This window comes from Streptococcus sp. HMSC072D03, assembly GCF_001812855.1.
Lineage (GTDB): Bacteria > Bacillota > Bacilli > Lactobacillales > Streptococcaceae > Streptococcus > Streptococcus salivarius_D.
In genome coordinates this window covers 33,612-54,824 of sequence record NZ_KV810668.1, presented here as the reverse complement: position 1 = coordinate 54,824, position 21,213 = coordinate 33,612, and the positions used below count along the sequence as shown (strand labels likewise).

The 21,213-nt window shown below is 41.3% G+C and carries 18 protein-coding genes and 1 pseudogene; 17 read left to right on the top strand and 2 right to left on the bottom strand.

Annotation, left to right across the window (positions count from 1 at the left end):
• Positions 1-66 precede the first annotated feature (66 nt).
• Positions 67-1,323 (bottom strand): tyrosine--tRNA ligase, encoded by a 1,257-nt coding sequence (gene tyrS / locus HMPREF2877_RS06410; RefSeq protein ID WP_049527761.1) that lies wholly within the window; start codon positions 1,321-1,323, stop codon positions 67-69.
• A 101-nt stretch (positions 1,324-1,424) separates the two neighbouring features.
• Here tyrS and pbp1b point away from each other — a divergent pair, with 101 nt between their 5' ends.
• The 17 genes and pseudogenes from pbp1b to HMPREF2877_RS06325 all read left to right on the top strand — a co-directional run bounded on the left by pbp1b (position 1,425) and on the right by HMPREF2877_RS06325 (position 20,406).
• Positions 1,425-3,848 carry a penicillin-binding protein PBP1B gene (gene pbp1b, locus HMPREF2877_RS06405; RefSeq protein ID WP_070579230.1) on the top strand — a complete coding sequence of 808 codons (2,424 nt, stop codon included), beginning with the start codon at positions 1,425-1,427 and terminating at the stop codon, positions 3,846-3,848.
• Positions 3,849-4,206: 358 nt separating this feature from the next.
• Positions 4,207-7,787, top strand: a pseudogene (gene rpoB / locus HMPREF2877_RS06400) (DNA-directed RNA polymerase subunit beta).
• 99 nt (positions 7,788-7,886) lie between these two features.
• Positions 7,887-11,525, top strand: a complete 3,639-nt coding sequence (gene rpoC / locus HMPREF2877_RS06395; protein ID WP_070579227.1) for a DNA-directed RNA polymerase subunit beta' — start codon at positions 7,887-7,889, stop codon at positions 11,523-11,525.
• Between the two features lie 162 nt (positions 11,526-11,687).
• Positions 11,688-12,050: a DUF1033 family protein gene (locus tag HMPREF2877_RS06390; RefSeq protein ID WP_064520915.1), complete on the top strand. Its 363-nt coding sequence runs from the start codon at positions 11,688-11,690 to the stop codon at positions 12,048-12,050.
• 79 nt (positions 12,051-12,129) lie between these two features.
• Positions 12,130-13,071 (top strand): competence type IV pilus ATPase ComGA, encoded by a 942-nt coding sequence (gene comGA, locus HMPREF2877_RS06385; RefSeq protein WP_070579224.1) that lies wholly within the window; start codon positions 12,130-12,132, stop codon positions 13,069-13,071.
• Entirely contained in the window at positions 12,953-14,053 is a 1,101-nt protein-coding gene (gene comGB, locus HMPREF2877_RS06380; protein WP_141751051.1) for a competence type IV pilus assembly protein ComGB, read from the top strand. The genes comGA and comGB overlap by 119 nt, the downstream gene beginning before the upstream one ends.
• A gap of 8 nt (positions 14,054-14,061) precedes the next feature.
• Entirely contained in the window at positions 14,062-14,376 is a 315-nt protein-coding gene (comGC, locus tag HMPREF2877_RS06375) for a competence type IV pilus major pilin ComGC (RefSeq protein ID WP_037611125.1), read from the top strand.
• The gene (gene comGD, locus HMPREF2877_RS06370; RefSeq protein WP_014632541.1) at positions 14,336-14,764 is read left to right on the top strand and encodes a competence type IV pilus minor pilin ComGD; all 429 of its coding nucleotides are present in this window, start codon (positions 14,336-14,338) and stop codon (positions 14,762-14,764) included. The genes comGC and comGD overlap by 41 nt, the downstream gene beginning before the upstream one ends.
• A 31-nt stretch (positions 14,765-14,795) precedes the next feature.
• Positions 14,796-15,026, top strand: coding sequence for a competence type IV pilus minor pilin ComGE (comGE, locus tag HMPREF2877_RS06365; protein WP_013991265.1), 231 nt, complete (start codon positions 14,796-14,798; stop codon positions 15,024-15,026).
• Positions 15,013-15,450 carry a competence type IV pilus minor pilin ComGF gene (gene comGF, locus HMPREF2877_RS06360; RefSeq protein WP_014632542.1) on the top strand — a complete coding sequence of 146 codons (438 nt, stop codon included), beginning with the start codon at positions 15,013-15,015 and terminating at the stop codon, positions 15,448-15,450. Before comGE ends, comGF begins: the two co-directional genes overlap by 14 nt.
• The gene (gene comGG / locus HMPREF2877_RS06355; protein ID WP_045001363.1) at positions 15,428-15,745 is read left to right on the top strand and encodes a competence type IV pilus minor pilin ComGG; all 318 of its coding nucleotides are present in this window, start codon (positions 15,428-15,430) and stop codon (positions 15,743-15,745) included. Before comGF ends, comGG begins: the two co-directional genes overlap by 23 nt.
• Positions 15,746-15,789: 44 nt before the next feature.
• Positions 15,790-16,746 carry a class I SAM-dependent methyltransferase gene (locus HMPREF2877_RS06350; protein WP_014632544.1) on the top strand — a complete coding sequence of 319 codons (957 nt, stop codon included), beginning with the start codon at positions 15,790-15,792 and terminating at the stop codon, positions 16,744-16,746.
• A gap of 56 nt (positions 16,747-16,802) precedes the next feature.
• Positions 16,803-17,996, top strand: coding sequence for an acetate kinase (locus HMPREF2877_RS06345; RefSeq protein WP_002885831.1), 1,194 nt, complete (start codon positions 16,803-16,805; stop codon positions 17,994-17,996).
• 249 nt (positions 17,997-18,245) lie between these two features.
• Positions 18,246-18,443 carry a helix-turn-helix transcriptional regulator gene (locus tag HMPREF2877_RS06340; RefSeq protein ID WP_070579222.1) on the top strand — a complete coding sequence of 66 codons (198 nt, stop codon included), beginning with the start codon at positions 18,246-18,248 and terminating at the stop codon, positions 18,441-18,443.
• An 11-nt stretch (positions 18,444-18,454) separates the two neighbouring features.
• Complete coding sequence (locus tag HMPREF2877_RS06335; RefSeq protein WP_070579219.1) at positions 18,455-19,111, top strand: CPBP family intramembrane glutamic endopeptidase; 657 nt, start codon at positions 18,455-18,457, stop codon at positions 19,109-19,111.
• Between the two features lie 73 nt (positions 19,112-19,184).
• A complete protein-coding gene (locus HMPREF2877_RS06330; protein WP_070579216.1) occupies positions 19,185-19,631 on the top strand; it encodes a CAAX protease in 447 nt (148 codons plus the stop codon).
• Positions 19,632-19,743: 112 nt separating this feature from the next.
• Entirely contained in the window at positions 19,744-20,406 is a 663-nt protein-coding gene (locus HMPREF2877_RS06325; protein ID WP_070579213.1) for a CPBP family intramembrane glutamic endopeptidase, read from the top strand.
• 30 nt (positions 20,407-20,436) lie between these two features.
• On the opposite strand, the gene proC is transcribed toward HMPREF2877_RS06325, so the two are convergent.
• Positions 20,437-21,207: a pyrroline-5-carboxylate reductase gene (gene proC / locus HMPREF2877_RS06320; RefSeq protein ID WP_002885846.1), complete on the bottom strand. Its 771-nt coding sequence runs from the start codon at positions 21,205-21,207 to the stop codon at positions 20,437-20,439.
• Between the last annotated feature and the right edge of the window lie 6 nt (positions 21,208-21,213).

Genomic DNA, 21,213 nt, shown 5'->3' with positions numbered 1-21,213 from the left:
CACTTAATTTGACAATTCAAGGTAAAAAAAAACTCACTCCATTAAGGAGTGAGAATAGCCATAAAATTAGTAAGTCAAGACAAAGTTTTTCTTCTTACCACGACGGATAACAGTAATTTCATTATCAATTTTATCTGCATCTGAGAGGGTGTAATTCAAGTCTTGTACACGTTCACCATTGATGTAGATAGCACCGTTTTGGACATCTTCACGTGCTTGGCGTTTAGAAGGTGAAATCTTAGCATTGACGAGAAGTTCAACGATGTTCAGATTTTCATCTGCTGAGATCTCATAAGTTGGGACACCGTTAAGGGCAACTTTAAGGTCACGTGCTGAGAGAGCTTTAAGGTTACCAGCGAAGAGTTGTTCAGTGATGTGAACAGCTTGTTCGTAGGCTTCTTTACCGTGAACCAAAGTAACAACTTCGCGAGCCAAAACCTTTTGTGCTAAACGTTGGTGACGAGCTTGGTCAAATTCTTTACCGATTTCTTCGATTTCTTCAAGTGACAAGAAAGTGAAAATCTTCAAGAAGCGAACAGCATCATCATCCATAACGTTGAGCCAGAATTGGTACATTTCGTAAGGTGTTGTTTTAGTAGCATCAAGCCAGACAGCGTTACCTTCAGATTTACCGAATTTTTTACCAGTTGAATCTGTGATAAGTGGAACTGTAATAACGTGTCCAGATTTATCTGCTTTACGACGCAAGAGCTCAGTACCTGCGGTCATGTTACCCCATTGGTCAGAACCACCAATTTGGAGGGTTACGCCGTACTTATCGTTGAGTTCATAGAAATCGTAACCTTGCATGATTTGGTAGGCAAACTCAGTGTAAGAGATACCTGTTTCGATACGTTTCTTAACAGATTCCTTACTCATCATGTAGTTAACTGTGAAGTATTTACCCACGTCACGCAAGAAATCGATGAAGCTGACTGAACCAAACCAATCATAGTTATTGACCATAACGGCTTTGTTGTCACCATTTTCAAAATCGAGGAAACGAGAGAGCTGACCTTGGATTTTTTCAACCCAACCTTCAACGGTTTCTTTTGTTTGGAGGCTACGTTCAGCATCTTTAAATGATGGGTCACCAATCAAACCTGTTGCACCACCAACGAGGGCGTAAGGTTTGTGCCCAGCCAATTGAAGTCGGCGACTTGTAAGGATAGCTACAAGGTGTCCAAGGTGGAGACTGTCTGCTGTTGGGTCATAACCAGTGTAGTATGAGACTGGTCCCTCTTCAAAGGCTTTTACAAGGGCTTCTTCATCTGTGGTTTGAAAAATCAAGCCACGTGCTTTTAGTTCTTCAAAAATTGTCATGATATTCTCCAGTAAAGTATATTCTGCACCATTATACCAAAAGAAAGTAGGCCTATGCAAGCTTTGTCAAAGTTTGTTATAATAGGCTTTGAGGTATTTCTATGAATTTTGAAAAAATAATAAATTATTTTAGACGACTAGGGCAGGCTATTCGCACAAAGTTTGCTGGTTCTGGGTCTAAAAGAGGGGATAAATCTTTTAATGAAAGGAAAGCTACAACTGATTCTAAGTGGAATCGTAAGCAAGGGAGAAAGTCGCCTGAGGACCGGATGACACTCTTAGACATGGGTGATGTTTTCTTAAAAACCTTAAAGCTTTTGTCTGATTTCTTTTATGTGGTTATTATCGTCCTTACCTTGTTCGGTGCAGGAATTGGTTTGGGTTATTTGGGGAGTCAAATTGAGTCTGTTCCGTCGATTAAGGACAAAACCTTGTTGAATCAGATTAGTGAGGTTAGTTTGGTATCTTCTATGAGCTATTCCGATTCTAAGAAGATTGCGGATATCGACACTGACTTGCTGAGAACACCTATTGAGAGTGATGCGATTTCTAACAATGTCAAGAATGCCATCATTGCGACTGAGGATGAAAATTTTAAGAAGCATAAGGGTGTTGTGCCAAAGGCAGTATTTAGGGCTTTGGTGTCATCAGTTTTGGGAGTTGGCTCTTCAAGTGGAGGTTCGACGCTAACGCAGCAGTTAATCAAGCAACAGGTAACAGGGGATGCGCCAACCTTTAAACGTAAGGCGGCAGAGATTATCTATGCCTTACAATTGGAGCGTCGTGTTTCTAAAAATGAAATTTTAACCGATTATCTGAATGTTTCTCCTTTTGGACGTAATAACAAGGGGAAAAATATTGCTGGTATTGAGGAGGCTGCTCAAGGTATCTTTGGCGTATCTGCAGCGGATTTGACAGTTCCTCAGGCTGCCTATCTGGCAGGTTTACCACAGAGCCCAATTGTCTACTCACCTTATACAGCTGACGGTCAATTAAAAAACGCAGAGGATCTTGCTTATGGCTTGGCACGTCAACAAGATGTACTCTACAATCTTTATCGTGGCGGCTATCTTGATAAGTCGCAGTACGAAAGCTATAAGAGTTATGATATCACTAAAGATTTCAAGGCTGGTGAGAAGTCTGATGCTGTAAGTCATGACTATTTGTACTATTCTGTCATGTCTGAGGCTCAGGATGTCATGTATGATTACCTCGTTAAACGTGACAAGGTATCGAGTCAAGATTTGAAAAATGATAAGACAAAGGAAAGCTATCGTGAGAGAGCCCTTCAAGAGCTCCAAACCGGTGGCTACAGCGTTAAGACAACTATTGACAATGCAGTTTATAATGCGATGCAAGATGCTGCGAGTCAATATGGTGGCCTCCTTGACCAAGGAGGTAATAGTGGAGTTGAAGTCGGAAATGTGCTCATGGATAATGCGACCGGAGCAATTCTAGGATTTGTTGGTGGTCGTAGTTACGAAAATAACCAAAATAACCATGCCTTTGATACGGCACGCTCCCCAGGCTCATCTATTAAGCCTATTATCGCTTATGGAATTGCTATTGATCAAGGTTTGATGGGTAGCTCAAGTATCCTTTCTAACTACCCAACTAATTTTACGGGTGGAATGCCTATTCTCCATGATGGTGATAAAGGTACAGCTATGATGAACCTACAAGAGGCACTCAATACCTCATGGAACATTCCAGCCTTTTGGACTTACCAAATGCTTCAACGTCATGATGTTGATGTTGAGGGTTATATGACCAAGATGGGTTATAAGATTGCTAACTACAATATCGAGAGTTTACCTCTTGGCGGGGGAATTGAAACCACGGTTGCCCAGCAAGTAAATGCCTATCAAATGCTTTCCAATGGTGGCGTCTATGAGAAGGGCCATATGATTGATAGTATTACTGACCGGACTGGCGAAGTCATCTATCAGCATAAATCTGAAGGGGTTCAAGTCTTTTCAAGAGCTACGGCTAGTATCATGGATAACTTACTCAAAGAAGTGGTAGTTAAGGGAGCGACGACGCAATTTCATTCTGAATTGAAAAATGTCAATGGTGCAGCAGCCTCAGCGGACTGGATGGGTAAAACAGGAACGACAGATAACTTTGCGGATGCTTGGCTGATTGTGTCAACGCCTGGTATTACTCTTGGTGGTTGGGCCGGATATGATAATAATACACCAACCAATTCTAAAACGGGTTACATATATAATTCCCAATATATGGCTCGTTTGACTTCCGCTATCTATAATGCTAATCCAGCTATTTTCAAAACGGGAGATAAGTTTAATATCGATTCAAGTGCCATTAAGGCAAGTGTGCTCAAATCAACAGGTCTTAAACCAGCAACAGTGTCTGTCAATGGTCGTAATGTTTCTGTAAGTGGTGAAATGGTTGATACTTACTGGGCTAAAAATGGACCTGGAGATACGACTTACAAGTTTGCTATTGGTGGAACCGACAGTGACTATCAAAAAGCCTGGTCTAGCATTCTTGGAGGGCATTAGGAATTGCCAAGAAAACTTGCAAAAAAGTAAAAAATTAGGTATAATATAGACAACTATTTGTCGTCTTACTTGGTTGAAATATTGTCCAATCAAGAGATACAGCAGTTAAATCAACGTTTTTTCGGTCAGATTTAGCTGCTATTTTTGTGCTTATTTTTAGGATTTCCAAGTGTTGTAACGCATATTTAAAGGTTCTAAAAATTCACAGATTAAGTTTTCGCTTATCATTAATCAGTTAAGTGGATCTTAGTGTTTAATCACTTGTCAATGGGACAAGCAACTGAAAAAGGCAGAAGACAAATATTTAAAGTGCACGACTTGCAAAGCAGGTCTCGAATGTAGAAAAGGAGTAGAAGACTTGGCAGGACATGACGTTCAATACGGGAAACATCGTACCCGTCGTAGTTTTTCAAGAATCAAAGAAGTTCTTGATTTACCAAACTTGATTGAAATCCAAACGGATTCATTCAAAGAATTCTTGGATACTGGTCTTAAAGAGGTTTTTGAGGATGTACTTCCTATCTCAAACTTCACAGACACTATGGAATTGGAATTCGTTGGTTACGAATTGAAAGAGCCTAAGTATACACTTGAAGAAGCTCGTATCCACGATGCATCATACTCAGCACCTATCTTTGTGACTTTCCGTCTTATTAACAAAGAAACTGGTGAAATCAAAACTCAGGAAGTCTTCTTCGGAGATTTCCCTATTATGACTGAGATGGGTACTTTCATCATCAATGGTGGTGAACGTATTATTGTTTCTCAGTTGGTGCGCTCACCTGGTGTTTACTTTAACGATAAGGTTGATAAAAACGGCAAAGTGGGTTATGGATCAACAGTTATCCCTAACCGTGGGGCATGGCTTGAGCTCGAAACAGATTCAAAAGACATCGCCTACACTCGTATCGACCGTACACGTAAGATTCCATTCACAACGCTTGTGCGTGCGCTTGGATTCTCAGGTGATGACGAAATTGTTGATATCTTTGGTGATAGCGAGTTGGTTCGTAACACCATTGAAAAAGATATCCACAAAAACCCAGCAGATTCACGTACTGATGAAGCGCTTAAAGAAATTTATGAACGTCTTCGTCCAGGTGAACCAAAAACTGCCGATAGCTCACGTAGCTTGCTTGTAGCTCGTTTCTTTGATCCACGTCGTTATGACTTAGCTGCTGTTGGCCGTTACAAAGTCAACAAAAAACTTAACATCAAGACACGTCTTTTGGGACAAACAATTGCTGAAAACTTGGTAGATCCTGAAACAGGTGAAATCCTTGTTGAAGCTGGTACTGAAATGACACGTGATGTGATTGATTCAATCGCAGAATACTTGGATGGTGATTTGAACAAACTTGTATACACACCAAACGATTATGCGGTGGTTACAGAACCTGTTGTTCTTCAAAAATTCAAGGTTGTTGCACCAAATGATCCAGACCGTGTGGTTACAATTGTTGGTAATGCCAACCCAGATGACAAAGTTCGTGCTTTGACAACAGCGGATATCTTGGCTGAAATGAGCTACTTCCTCAACCTTGCTGAAGGTATCGGTAAAGTAGACGATATCGACCACCTTGGTAACCGTCGTATCCGTGCTGTTGGTGAATTGCTTGCTAACCAATTCCGTATTGGTTTGGCTCGTATGGAACGTAACGTACGTGAGCGTATGTCAGTTCAAGATAACGAAGTCTTGACACCACAACAAATCATCAATATTCGCCCTGTAACTGCAGCTGTTAAAGAATTCTTTGGTTCTTCACAGTTGTCACAGTTCATGGACCAACACAACCCATTGTCAGAGTTGTCACACAAACGTCGTTTGTCAGCCTTGGGACCTGGTGGTTTGACACGTGACCGTGCCGGATATGAAGTTCGTGACGTGCACTACACGCACTACGGTCGTATGTGTCCAATTGAAACACCTGAAGGACCTAACATCGGTTTGATCAATAACTTGTCTTCATACGGACACCTTAACAAGTATGGTTTCATTCAAACACCATATCGTAAGGTTGACCGTGCAACTGGTAAAGTAACCAACGAAGTAGTTTGGTTGACTGCCGACGAAGAAGATGAGTACACAGTTGCTCAGGCTAACTCTAAATTGAACGAAGATGGAACATTTGCAGAAGAGATCGTTATGGGGCGTCATCAAGGTAATAACCAAGAGTACCCATCACACCTTGTAGATTTCGTGGATGTTTCTCCTAAACAGGTAGTTGCCGTTGCGACAGCATGTATTCCTTTCTTGGAAAACGATGACTCTAACCGTGCCCTCATGGGTGCCAACATGCAACGTCAGGCTGTGCCTTTGATTGATCCTAAAGCACCTTATGTTGGTACTGGTATGGAATATCAAGCTGCCCACGATTCAGGAGCTGCAGTTATTGCTCAACACGACGGTAAAGTTGTCTACTCTGATGCTGATAAAGTTGAAGTTCGTCGTGAAGATGGTTCTCTTGATGTTTATACTATTCAAAAATTCCGTCGTTCAAACTCAGGTACTGCCTATAACCAACGTACTTTGGTTAAGGTTGGCGATATTGTTGAAAAAGGTGATTTTATCGCTGACGGTCCATCTATGGAAGGTGGAGAAATGGCCCTCGGTCAAACCCTATTGTCGCATACATGACATGGGAAGGTTACAACTTCGAGGATGCCGTTATCATGAGTGAGCGTCTTGTGAAAGATGACGTTTATACATCTGTTCACTTGGAAGAATTCGAATCAGAAACACGTGATACAAAGCTTGGGCCTGAAGAAATCACACGTGAATTGCCAAACGTTGGTGAAGAAGCCCTCAAAGACCTTGACGAAATGGGTATTATCCGTATCGGTGCTGAGGTTAAAGAAGGCGACATTCTTGTTGGTAAGGTAACACCTAAGGGTGAAAAAGACCTTTCTGCTGAAGAACGTCTTCTCCACGCTATCTTTGGTGATAAATCTCGTGAAGTACGTGATACATCACTCCGTGTACCTCACGGTGGTGATGGTGTCGTTCGTGATGTTAAAATCTTCACACGTGCAAACGGTGATGAATTGCAATCAGGTGTTAACATGCTTGTTCGTGTTTACATCGCTCAAAAACGTAAGATCAAGGTCGGAGATAAGATGGCCGGTCGTCACGGTAACAAAGGGGTTGTTTCTCGTATTGTTCCTGTTGAAGACATGCCTTACCTTCCAGACGGTACACCAGTTGATATCATGTTGAACCCTCTTGGGGTGCCATCACGTATGAACATCGGTCAGGTTATGGAACTTCACCTTGGTATGGCTGCTCGTAACTTGGGTATTCACATCGCAACACCAGTCTTTGACGGGGCAAGCTCAGAAGACCTCTGGGATACTGTTCGTGAAGCAGGTATGGATAGTGATGCTAAGACAATCCTTTACGATGGCCGTACAGGTGAACCATTTGATAATCGTGTGTCAGTCGGTGTCATGTACATGATCAAACTTCACCACATGGTTGATGATAAACTTCACGCTCGTTCAGTAGGTCCTTACTCACTTGTTACCCAACAACCTCTTGGTGGTAAAGCACAATTTGGTGGACAACGTTTCGGTGAGATGGAGGTTTGGGCCCTTGAAGCTTATGGTGCATCAAATATCCTTCAAGAAATCTTGACTTACAAGTCAGATGACGTTAACGGACGTTTGAAAGCCTATGAAGCTATCACTAAAGGTAAACCAATTCCAAAACCAGGTGTACCAGAATCATTCCGAGTACTCGTTAAAGAATTGCAATCACTTGGTCTTGATATGCGTGTCCTTGATGAGGATGACCACGAAGTAGAATTGCGTGATCTTGATGAAGGTGAAGACGACGATGTCATGCACGTCGATGATCTTGAAAAAGCACGTGTACAACAAGCCAAAGAAGCTGCTGAATTAGAAAAAGCTAAAGAAGAAGCTTCAGATAAAACAGAATAAATAAGCTTTAGGGAGGGAGTCCACTCTCTCTGCTAAGGTAGCTGATAAAGGTGAGAATAGCGCTGCTATTGTCAATAGAACAAAAGAAAGGTAATACTAGTGGTTGACGTAAATCGATTTAAAAGTATGCAAATCACACTAGCTTCACCAACTAAGGTCCGTTCATGGTCTTATGGTGAAGTTAAGAAACCTGAAACAATCAACTACCGTACGCTCAAACCAGAACGCGAAGGTCTCTTCGACGAAGTAATCTTTGGTCCTACTAAAGACTGGGAATGTGCGTGTGGGAAATACAAACGTATCCGTTATAAAGGTATCGTTTGTGACCGCTGTGGTGTTGAAGTAACACGTGCTAAGGTTCGTCGTGAACGTATGGGTCACATCGAGTTGAAGGCACCAGTATCACACATCTGGTACTTCAAGGGAATCCCTTCTCGTATGGGATTGACTTTGGACATGAGTCCTCGTGCGCTTGAAGAAGTTATCTACTTCGCAGCTTACGTGGTTATTGATCCAAAGGAAACACCACTTGAACCAAAATCTCTCTTGACAGAACGTGAATATCGTGAAAAATTGCAAGAGTATGGACATGGTTCATTTGTCGCTAAAATGGGTGCAGAAGCTATTCAAGATCTCTTGAAACAAGTAGATTTGGAAACTGAAATTGCTGAACTCAAAGAAGAGTTGAAGACCGCGACTGGTCAAAAACGTGTTAAAGCTGTTCGTCGTTTGGACGTTCTTGATGCCTTCTATAAGTCTGGTAACAAACCAGAATGGATGGTTCTTAACATTTTGCCAGTATTGCCACCAGACCTTCGTCCAATGGTTCAATTGGATGGTGGACGTTTTGCGGCATCTGACTTGAACGATCTTTATCGTCGTGTTATCAACCGTAACAACCGTTTGGCTCGTTTGCTTGAATTGAATGCCCCAGGTATCATCGTGCAAAACGAAAAACGTATGTTGCAAGAAGCGGTAGATGCCCTTATCGATAATGGACGTCGTGGTCGTCCAATTACTGGACCAGGTAGTCGTCCACTTAAATCTTTGAGCCACATGCTTAAAGGTAAACAAGGTCGTTTCCGTCAAAACTTGCTTGGTAAACGTGTTGACTTCTCTGGACGTTCCGTTATCGCCGTTGGTCCAACACTTAAAATGTACCAATGTGGTGTGCCACGTTTGATGGCCATCGAACTTTTCAAACCATTTGTGATGCGTGAAATCGTTGCGCGTGAATACGCAGGTAACGTGAAAGCCGCTAAACGTATGGTTGAACGTGGTGATGAACGTATTTGGGATATTCTTGAAGATGTTATCAAGGAACACCCAGTACTTCTTAACCGCGCACCTACCCTCCACCGTTTGGGTATCCAGGCCTTTGAACCAGTCTTGATTGATGGTAAGGCTCTTCGTCTTCACCCATTGGTATGTGAGGCCTACAATGCCGACTTTGACGGTGACCAAATGGCCATCCACGTTCCATTGTCTGAAGAAGCTCAAGCTGAAGCACGTTTGCTCCTTCTTGCGGCTGAACACATCCTTAACCCTAAAGACGGTAAACCGGTCGTAACGCCATCTCAGGATATGGTTCTTGGTAACTACTACTTGACTATGGAAGAAGAAGGCCGTGAGGGTGAAGGTATGGTCTTCAAGGATATTGATGAGGCAGTTATGGCTTATCGTAATGGTTATGTTCACTTGCATAGCCGTGTAGGTATTGCAGTAGACAGCATGCCTGATAAACCTTGGAAAGAAAACCAACTTCACAAGATTTTGGTTACAACTGTTGGTAAGATTCTCTTTAACTCAATCATCCCAGCAGAAATTCCATATCTTCAAGAAACAACAAATGAGAACTTGACAGATAGTACACCAGATAAATACTTCCTTGAACCAGGTCAAGATATCCAAACAGTTATTGATAGTTTGGATATTAATGCACCATTCAAGAAGAAAAATCTTGGTAACATCATCGCTGAAACCTTCAAACGTCTCCGTACGACTGAAACATCAGCCTTCCTTGACCGTTTGAAAGACCTTGGTTATTACCACTCAACACTTGCTGGTTTGACAGTGGGTATCGCCGATATCCCAGTTATCGATAACAAACAAGAAATTATCGATGCTGCTCACCACCGTGTTGAAGAAATTAACAAGGCCTTCCGTCGTGGTTTGATGACAGATGATGACCGTTATGTTGCTGTTACAACAACATGGCGTGAAGCGAAAGAAGCACTTGAAAAACGTCTGATTGAGACACAAGATCCTAAGAACCCAATCGTTATGATGATGGACTCAGGAGCTCGTGGTAACATCTCTAACTTCTCTCAACTTGCCGGTATGCGTGGTTTGATGGCCGCTCCTAACGGACGTATCATGGAATTGCCTATCCTTTCAAACTTCCGTGAAGGTTTGAGCGTTTTGGAAATGTTCTTCTCTACTCACGGTGCGCGTAAAGGTATGACCGATACGGCCCTTAAGACAGCCGATTCAGGTTACCTTACTCGTCGTTTGGTTGACGTTGCCCAAGATGTTATCATCCGTGAAGACGACTGTGGAACAGACCGTGGTCTTCTCATCCGTGCGATTACTGATGGTAAAGAAGTTACGGAAACACTTGAAGAACGTCTTCAAGGTCGTTACACTAAGAAATCAGTTAAGAATCCTACAACAGGTGAAGTAATCGTAGGTCCAGATACTTTGATTACTGAAGACATGGCTGCTGCTATTGTCAATGCTGGTGTTGAAGAAGTAACTATCCGTTCAGTCTTTACATGTAACACACGTCACGGTGTTTGCCGTCACTGTTACGGTATCAACTTGGCAACAGGTGATGCGGTTGAAGTTGGTGAAGCAGTTGGTACTATCGCCGCTCAATCTATCGGGGAACCTGGTACACAGCTTACTATGCGTACCTTCCACACCGGTGGGGTAGCCTCAAACACCGATATCACACAGGGTCTTCCACGTATCCAGGAAATCTTTGAAGCACGTAACCCTAAAGGGGAAGCGGTTATCACTGAAGTTAAGGGTACTGTTATTGAAATTGAAGAAGATGCTGCAACACGTACTAAGAAAGTCTTCGTTCAAGGTAAGACTGGAATGGGTGAATACGTTGTTCCATTTACAGCTCGTATGAAAGTTGAAGTGGGTGACGAAGTACACCGTGGTGCGGCCTTGACAGAAGGTTCAATCCAACCTAAACGTCTCCTTGAAGTACGTGATACCTTGTCAGTTGAAACTTATCTTCTTGCAGAAGTACAAAAAGTTTACCGTAGCCAAGGGGTAGAAATCGGTGACAAACACGTCGAAGTAATGGTTCGTCAAATGCTTCGTAAAGTACGTGTTATGGATCCAGGTGATACAGATCTCCTTCCAGGTACACTTATGGACATTTCTGACTTCACAGATGCTAACAAGGATATTGTTATCTCTGGTGGTGTTCCTGCAACATCTCGTCCAGTTCTTCTTGGTATTACGAAAGCCTCACTTGAAACAAATTCATTCTTGTCAGCGGCTTCCTTCCAAGAAACAACACGTGTCCTTACAGATGCAGCTATCCGTGGTAAGAAAGACCATCTCCTTGGTCTTAAAGAAAATGTTATCATTGGTAAGACTATCCCTGCTGGTACAGGTATGGCCCGTTACCGTAACATTGAACCACTTTCAGTTAACGAAGTTGAAGTTATTGAAAACATTGCTGTTGATGAAGCAATTGTGGAATCATCTGAAGACTAAAACGAAAGCAAAAGAACTCACAATGAATTGTGGGTTCTTTTCGTATTTATATGACTAGAATCTCTTCTATTTTTGATAAATATAAAATATAAGACCATTTTTTTTATCTTTTCCAGAAAATTTTGTATAATAAGAACACCAAAGATGAAGTGAGAAAGAAAAATGTACCAAGTAGTTGAAATGAAAGGGGATTTGGAACCGTGGTGGTTCCTAGAAGGCTGGCAAGAGGATATCATCAGTACTAAGGAATTTGAAAATTTTTACGATGCCCTCAAGTACTATAAAAAACTTTGGTTTGCGATGGAGGAAACCTTTCCAAGTTATATCAGCCGTAGTAGTGTCATGACTGCTTTTTGGAATCAAGAGGATAAGCACTGGTGTGAGGAGTGTGACGAATACCTGCAGGTCTATCAATCGATTGCTCTTTTGGATGATTGGCAGGAAATTCCTGAGGAAAAATACCGTCCGGGATATGAAAAGCGAAATGACCTTCCAAATCATGCCCACTGTAAAATTAAACGTTAAATAATGCAGAAGCTCGAAATTTTCGAGCTTTTTTTCATTTTCTTAAACTTTTTACGAATAGGTCTATGAGGAGGTCCTTATGGTAACAGAATTTGCTAAGGAAATGATCAAAAATGCTGATAGTTGTGGGGCTCAAGACATCTACGTCATTCCACGTCAGGATAATTACGAGCTCTATATGCGAGTTGGCCAGGAGAGGAGATTAATTGATGTATATCGGCCTGATTTCATGGCTAGTCTTATTGGTCACTTTAAATTTGTGGCGGGAATGATGGTGGGTGAGAAGCGTAGGAGTCAACTAGGTTCCTGTGACTATGATTGTGGTGATGGTCAAAGGGTTTCTCTGCGTTTGTCTACCGTTGGGGATTATCGTGGCTTAGAAAGTTTAGTTATTCGTGTTCTACATTCTGAACGTCGAGAATTAGTGTACTGGAATCAAGGAATCCAGCCTATTATGGATGCTTTGGATTATCGTGGCTTATATCTCTTTGCAGGTCCCGTTGGTTCTGGAAAGACTACGCTTATGCATGAGTTGGTTCAGGAGCGATTTAAGGGGCAGCAGGTGATTTCGATTGAGGATCCTGTGGAAATTAAACAGGATAATGTTTTGCAACTACAGGTGAATCAAGCAATTGACATGACCTATGATAATTTGATTAAGCTATCACTGCGTCACCGCCCGGATGTTTTGATTATTGGAGAAATTCGAGATAAGGAGACTGCTCGAGCGGTTATTAGAGCTAGTCTAACGGGAGTGACTGTTCTTTCAACTATTCACGCAAAGAGTGTGTCAGGTGTTTATGAGCGTCTTCTGGACCTTGGTGTAGATAAGTCCGAGTTGGATAATGCCCTTCAAGGGATTGCCTACATGCGTCTGATTAAGGGAGGAGGTGTGATTGATTTTGCCAGTGAAAATTTCCAAAGCCATTCGTCAACCAGCTGGAACCAGCAGTTGGAAGGCTTGGTTGAACAAGGATATCTCACTGAAGGGGATATCCAAGGGGAAAAAATTAAAGATTAATCAGCAACTCAAGGTTATCCAGCTTTTCAAACAACTTTTAAAGGCAGGGTTTACCTTGACTGAAATCGTAGCCTTTTTGGAGCGAAGTCACCTGTTGAAAGAATCGTCCTTGTCTCTTATGAAAGCGAGTTTAATGCGAGGCGATAGGTTGGACCAGATGTTTGCGGCAGTGGGCTTTTCGGACAATATTGTTACTCAGATTGCCCTTGCTGATAAGCACGGTAATCTTCTAGGGAGTTTAACCAAGATTGAAACCTACATGCTTCGAATGACTAAGGTTCGTAAGAAACTCATGGAGGTAGCGACCTACCCTATTCTACTTCTGGGTTTCCTAGTTCTGATTATGTTGGGGCTCAAAAATTATCTTCTGCCTCAACTGTTAGAGGGGGATGGTAAGGAGAATTGGGCTGTACAGTTGGTTCAAATTTTTCCCCAGCTCTTTTTTGTGACTTTGTGCGGACTGCTTGTATTAAGCTTAATTCTCTATCTATGGGTGAAACGCCAGCCAGCACTTGTCTTTTATCGACGAATGGCAAAAATCCCTTTCATAGGCCAAACTGTCAGGCTATATACGACCGCCTATTATGCTAGGGAATGGGGAAATCTCTTAGGGCAAGGTATTGACTTACTAGACTTAGTTGCTCTAATGAAAGAGCAAAAATCAAAGCTCTTTCGTGAGCTGGGGGCTGATTTAGAAGAAGCCTTGATGCTAGGACAGAGTTTTCCTGACCGTATTGCCAGTCACCCTTTCTTCACTAAGGAACTATCCTTAATTATTGCTTATGGAGAGGCTAATGCTAGGTTGGGCTATGAGTTAGAAGTCTATGCTGAAGAGGTTTGGCAGGCTTTCTTTAACCGTCTTAATAAGGCAACAACCTTTGTGCAACCCCTCATTTTTGTTATTGTTGCTGTCGTGATTGTAATGATCTATGCAGCCATGCTATTACCAATGTATCAAAATATGGAAGGAATGATGTCATGAAAATGATGTTGAAAAAATTGAATGCCGTTAAATTACGTGCTTTTACGTTGATTGAAATGCTGGTCGTGCTTCTCATTATCAGTATTCTCCTTTTGCTCTTTGTACCTAACTTGAGCAAGCAGAAGGATTCTGTTAAAGAGACTGGAAATGCGGCTGTGGTCAAGGTCGTGGATTCTCAAGCAGAACTTTATGAAATGAAGAATAATAAGACAGCTAGCTTAGCTGCTCTTGTTTCAGAAGGTCAAATCACGCAAAAACAGGCAGATTCATACAATGATTATTATGCGAAACATGGTGGCGAAAGCCGCTCAGTGGCCAATTAGAGCCTTTACCTTGTTGGAGAGTCTGGTGACTCTAGCAGTGGTTGCCTTTCTCACTCTAAGTTTGTCAGGCTCAGTCACTGGTATTTTTCAACAGGTTGAAACGAACCTTTTTTATCTGCGCTTTGAGTACCTATACCGAGATAGTCAGCGCTTGGCAGCGGCGGAAGGGTCCAATGTGGAATTGCAGTTGTCCAAGGATAAAATCAGTAACGGAAAATCCAGTCTGGTGATTCCTAAAAATATTCATCTGGATAAGGGGCAGACGCTAGTGTTTGATGCCAAAGGAGGCAACTCTAGCCTCACAAAGATTCGTTTTTCAAGTGATAAGGAGGTGGTGACCTATCAGCTTAACATGGGCAGCGGTAAATATAAAAAGACGGTCTCTTAGAGGCTATATTCTTATCGAAAGCTTGGTAGCAATGGCTGTCTTAGTACTCGTCAGTGGTCTTATCTTGGATCAGATCAATACCAATCGTAGGCTAATGGCTAGGAATCTCCACCAACAGGAGGTTTTGAGTGTGGCAACCATGGCAGTTCAGACCAAACAGGATCAGTTGACCTTAAATGGCATCACAGTGACAGTAAAACGTAGCAAGCAAGGTATCGCGGTTTACGAATCAGGAAAGGAGATTATTCATGTCTCTCAATAGTAAGGTTCGCGCCTTTACCCTCTTGGAATGTCTAGTGGCCTTGTTGGTGATTGCTGGTTCAGTTCAAGTTTATCAAGGTCTGACCACAGTATTGGTGAGCAATGTTAAGCAGGTCAAGCAACAAGAAAGCCAAGACTGGCTTCTATTTGTTCAACAAATGGAGGCAGAATTAGAAGGTTGTCAGTTGGTAAAGGTAGAGGGGAACAAACTCTATGTCAAGCAGGATAATCAAGACTTAGCTTTTGGACTATCAAGTGCTACTGATTTTCGAAAAACAAATGCTGACGGTCGAGGCTACCAACCAATGCTTTTTAATGTAAAAGCTAGTACAATTAGCCAAAATAAACAGATAGTCACCATCCAAGTGACGCTTAAAAATGGGCTACAAAGGAGTTTTGTTTATGCTTTTGAAAAAACAGGTTAGGGGAGGCGTTCTTCTCTACTCTCTTTTTATGGCTGGCATTTTCACACTTCTTCTGCATGTTTATCTGGAGCGGGTGGTTGCTAGCTCTAGACAGAACCAAGCGCAAATGATCTCCAGTCAAAGTCGACTCATGGCAGAGATGACCATGGACTTGGTAGACAAGGAAGCAGGTGCTTTTAGTTTTTCTCAGGGAACTACGACTTACGAGGTTAAGGACAAACAAGTGATTGTTAGAGTTGCCAGTAAAGGTCAAATCAAGACCTATCGTTATGTGAAGAAGCAGGAGCAGAAATAGAAATTCTCTTTCCTTTTTGATATGATAGAAGGACGGAGGAAATCATGAATTTTGAAGCAATTGAGACAGCCTTTGAGCTGTTGTTAGAAAATGTCCAAACCATTGAAAATGATCTTGGAACCCATGCTTACGATGCCCTTATTGAGCAAAATTCCTATTATTTGGGGGCTGAGGTAGCTAATGAAGTCATCATCAAAAACAACGAGAAATTACGTGCCCTTAATCTAAGCAAAGAGGAGTGGCGTCGTGCTTTTCAGTTCTTGTTTATCAAGCTAGGGCAATTGGAAGCCTTACAAGCCAATCACCAATTTACACCTGATGCTATTGGATTTATCATTCTTTACCTACTTGAAGGTTTGACCAAGGACGACCAATTAGATGTTTTGGAGATTGGTTCGGGGACAGGAAACTTGGCTGAAACTCTTCTAAATAATAGTCAGAAAAACCTTAATTATATGGGAATGGAAGTTGACGATCTCCTTATCGATTTGTCAGCTAGTATTGCTGATGTGGTGAATTCGAGTGCAGTTTACATCCAAGAAGATGCTGTTCGACCACATATTCTCAAAGAGAGTGATGTTATTATCAGTGACCTACCTGTTGGTTACTACCCTAATGATGAGATTGCGAGTCGTTTCAAGGTTGCAGCAACTGGTGAACACACCTATGCCCATCACCTTCTCATGGAGCAATCACTCAAGTACTTGAAGAAAGATGGTATTGCTATTCTTTTGGCACCAACTAATCTTTTGACAAGCCCACAAAGTGATTTGCTTAAGAAATGGCTATCAGGCTATGCTGATATTATTGCCGTTATCACTCTTCCAGAAGCAGCTTTTGGCAATAAACATAATATGAAGTCTATCTTTGTGCTTAAAAAACAAACTGAAAATGCTCCTGAGACCTTCGTTTATCCACTTAGTGATTTGCAAAACCCAGAGGTCCTCAAAGATTTTACAGAGAATTTCCAAAAATGGAAATCAGATAATTCCATTTTCTAGCAAAACATGTTAGAATAGGACTATATTATTGAAAGCGTTTTACAAAGAGGTGGCTTATGACAAAAACAATAGCAATTAATGCAGGAAGCTCAAGCTTGAAATGGCAACTATATGAGATGCCAGATGAAGTTGTTCTTGCTAAGGGTTTGATTGAACGTATCGGCTTGAAAGATTCTGTTTCAACAGTAAAATTTGATGACCGTTCAGAATCGCAAACTCTAGATATTGCTGACCATGTTCAGGCAGTAAAAATCTTGCTTGATGATTTGATTCGTTTTGATATTATCAAGAGCTATGATGAAATCACAGGTGTTGGTCACCGTGTGGTTGCTGGTGGAGAATATTTCAAAGAATCAAGCTTGGTGGATGAAGATGCCTTGGCTAAGATTGAAGAATTGTCAGCCTTAGCGCCTTTACACAATCCAGGTGCAGCTTCAGGGATTCGTGCCTTTAAGGAGCTCCTCCCAGATATTACAAGTGTTGCTGTTTTTGATACAGCCTTCCATACATCTATGCCAGAAGTGGCCTACCGTTATCCAGTGCCTAATCGTTACTATACAGACTACCAAGTCCGTAAGTATGGAGCACACGGAACTAGTCACCAATATGTTTCTCAAGAAGCAGCTAAGTTGTTAGGTAAGCCAATTGAAGAAACTAAGATTATCACAGCCCATGTGGGAAATGGTGTTTCAATTACTGCGGTTGATGGTGGTAAATCAGTAGACACATCAATGGGGTTGACACCACTTGGTGGCGTTATGATGGGAACACGTACTGGGGACCTTGACCCTGCGATTATTCCATTTGTTATTGATCGTGAGCCTGAAATGGCAGATGCTGAGCGTATCCGTCACGTCTTTAATAAAGAATCAGGTCTTCTTGGTATTTCTGAAAAATCAAGTGATATGCGTGATATCATTGCTGGTAAGAATGCTGGCGATGAAAAATGTGCCTTGGCTTATGATCTTTATGTGGATCGTTTGCGTAAATACATTGCTCAATACTTCGGTGTGTTGAACGGAGCGGATGCTATCGTCTTTACAGCAGGTATTGGTGAAAACTCTGCGGAAGTTCGTGCTTCAGTTTTGGATGGTCTCACTTGGTTTGGTATTGAAGTGGATCCTGAAAAGAATGTCTTCGGACATGTAGGCGACATTACAACAGCAGAGTCAGCTGTTAAAGTATTTGTTATCCCAACAGATGAAGAGTTGGTGATTGCGCGTGATGTTGAGCGCCTTAAAACTAAATAAGTTATCAAAAATTTGATAAGACCAGAAAAGTTGGCCGAGTGATTGGCCAGCTTTTTTGAATGCTCTGAAAGCATCATTTGTCGATGTCTATATATGTGTAATTCAATAAGTAAAGAAAACTTTACAAAAAATGTAAAAGAGACTTTACAAAATATGTAAAGTAGACTATACTATAAATGTAAAGTTAACTTAACAAAAAAAGTAAGGAGTTTAACTATTTGAGAATAAACGATAAAGTTGAGGTACCACATGGAAACAAAAATTCAGGAACTTCGCAAGGCTAATAAGGTTAGTCAGGCAGAGTTAGCAGATGAAATGGGAGTCACAAGACAGACCATTATTTCACTCGAAAAAGGTCGCTATAATGCGTCGTTGGAACTAGCTTTTAAAATTGCTAAATATTTTGGAAAGACTATTGAAGAAGTCTTTATTTTTGAGGAAGATTAAGGAGAAAAGATATGTTTAAAAAAGTCATGAAGAAAATTGGTGTTATTGTTTTAGCGCTCACTCTACTAATCTTAGATTTAACACTATTAGGTGCTTTCCCGCTACTTACTCAGGATGGTAAGTTTTCACTTGTGGAGCAAATAGGTTACGGTATTTGGGCATTAGGGAGTTTGGCTATTTTTATCGTGATTGCTTATAGATTTAAACTCTTATCGCTTAAAGAGATTAATTGGAGACGTCTCGTTGCGATTGCTTCTCTTAATCTTGTCATCTTTTTCCTAGGTGATCTTCTAGGGTATTTTGTTGGTCAGTTAACACACAATACGACTATGGAAAATCAAGATGCTTTAAATAAGATATTTATTCACGTACCATTCTATCTTCACCTAGTAGTCGTCGGTTTTATTATTCCGATTATGGAAGAAATCATTTTTAGGGGACTCTTAGCCAAGGTGCTCTTTGGAAAATACTTTAAGACGGGTCTTGTTATTTCCAGTCTTCTCTTTATGGCTGGTCACTCAGCATTTACGCTTCAGACAATTGTCATCTATGGTATTATGTCAGCTGGTTATGCGATAACATATTATAAGACTAAGCGTATAGAGTACAATATGAGTGTTCATATTTTAAACAATAGCATAGTTGTACTACTCAGTCTTTTCGTTTAAGGTGAATGTTTAAGGTTATCATTGAAAAAATGTATATTGCTCTTTTAAAGGATAATGAAGGGAGAATTAGGATATGTTAATAAAAATGTTATTAGGAAATAGAAAAACAGAGGCCGAATTTAAGAAATACATTACACGAGTAGCCTGCTCTCTTTTGTCTTTGGGTGTTTTGGGATTGTTTGTTGTTCGCTCTAACAGTCTTAGTGATTATGCTCTAGGCTTAGTTTTGGGACTTACCCTTGGGGTTTATGCCTTGTCAATCTATTATTTTGCGACACTTACCCATCCTAAACGTCTTCATCGGATGTATATTGCTGCCTACGATGAGCGAAATAAACAGATTTTAATGGCGTCAGCAGTCGCAACTCTGATTTTAGAGTTTTTGCTTATCTTTGCTTTGATTGCCCTATATGCCTTTGTCAATATTCAGTTGTCATATGTTACAGTCTTATCAGTCTTGCTCTATGGCTTAGTATTGGGATTTGCTCTTATTCGTCTCATCCTATCTAAAATAGGATAAGAGCCTATATTTTCTTGAAAAATTCACCTCTCATTCTCTTATTGTCTTGTCAAATAAGTTATGTTGTATTATAATAAAGGTACAAATAAATGATGAAAAGAGGTGGATTCTCATGAACAAAGGGTCAATTCTCAAACGCTTTCTTTATTTTTTACTAGCTTTCCTAATACTAATTATTGATCAAGTTCCAACCATCTATTTAGGTGTCAAAGATATAAGGCTGGTCTGTCTCTTAATTTTTGTCTTGCTTCTTATGAGCGCAGGAACTCTTTTCTTAGGAAAACGTCTTGGGCTTTTCGAAGGCTTTAAGGTCCTTTCTTCCCTGAAGGCCTGGGGTATGATTGGCTTGACCTACCTAGGTATTTATATCGTTACTAGGATTGGTTCTATAGTCATGATGATGGAAGGTGTTAGTAATAGCACCAATCAGGCAGCCATAGAAAATGCCCATATGAATCCCTTCCTTCTCATAACGTTTACAGTAATTATGGCACCAATTGTGGAAGAGCTGGTTTTTCGCGGGCTCCTCATGGGACGCGTCTTTAATCCAGATTCTATTGTTGGCTTGATTGTTAGTAGTTTACTTTTTGGCCTTGTTCATATGCCGAATAGTATCGGTGTTTGGATTGTATATGCAGGTATGGGTCTTGCCCTTGGAATAGCATATCGTAAGTTTCAAAAGTTAGAGTACTGTATCATGGCCCATATCATTAATAATAGTATTGCGGTTTCAATGTTGTTACTCTTACAATTTTTAGCACCATATATCAAATAAAGCTCGGAATCTTCCGAGCTTTTTTCTTAGTTATAGTTTTTTGGCTTTAGCAATGGTTGTATCAATACTTGAAACCACACTATGGGTGAGGCCTGTACGCTCAAGGTCCATGAGACCGGCGATAGTAGTCCCACCAGGGCTACATACCTTGTCAATAAGATCATGTGGGCTGTCGCTACCAAGACTGAGATTTTCAGCAGTAGCTAGAACCGTCTGTGTGGCAATGGTCAGAGCGACCTGCTTACTTAGGCCGTTTTTGACACCAGCCTTGGCTAGAGCCTCGATAAAGAGGGCGATGTAGGCAGGGCTAGAACCTGCTAAGGCAGTAAAGGTATCAAAGTCCTTCTCAGCCAATTCAACAGTGGTTCCAAAACTGTCTGTGATTTCCTTGGCAACTGCCAAAAGGTCCTCGGATACCTTATCATTAGTGCAAAGACCAGTAGTGCTTTTGAGAATCTGAGCATTAAGGTTCGGCATGATACGAATAAGAGGAAGGTCTGGACTGGTGAGGGAAGCGAGGCGTTCTAAGGTCACTCCAGCAGCCATACTTATGATAGGTTGATGAAAATTGAGACCGGCTAGTACTTTATCAAACATTTGAGGTTTGATACCAAGGATGACCAGGTCAGCGTTATCCAGCAATTCCTGATGGGAAGCAGCCGCTTCAACCTCTAGTTCCTCTGCAAGCTGGCGTGAACGAGCCAAGGAAGACCCTGAAATAATGATACGATGTGAGCTTGTATTTAGGCCGTTGATAATAGCTGTTGCCATTTTTCCGACACCGATAAAACCTATAATCATGGGTTA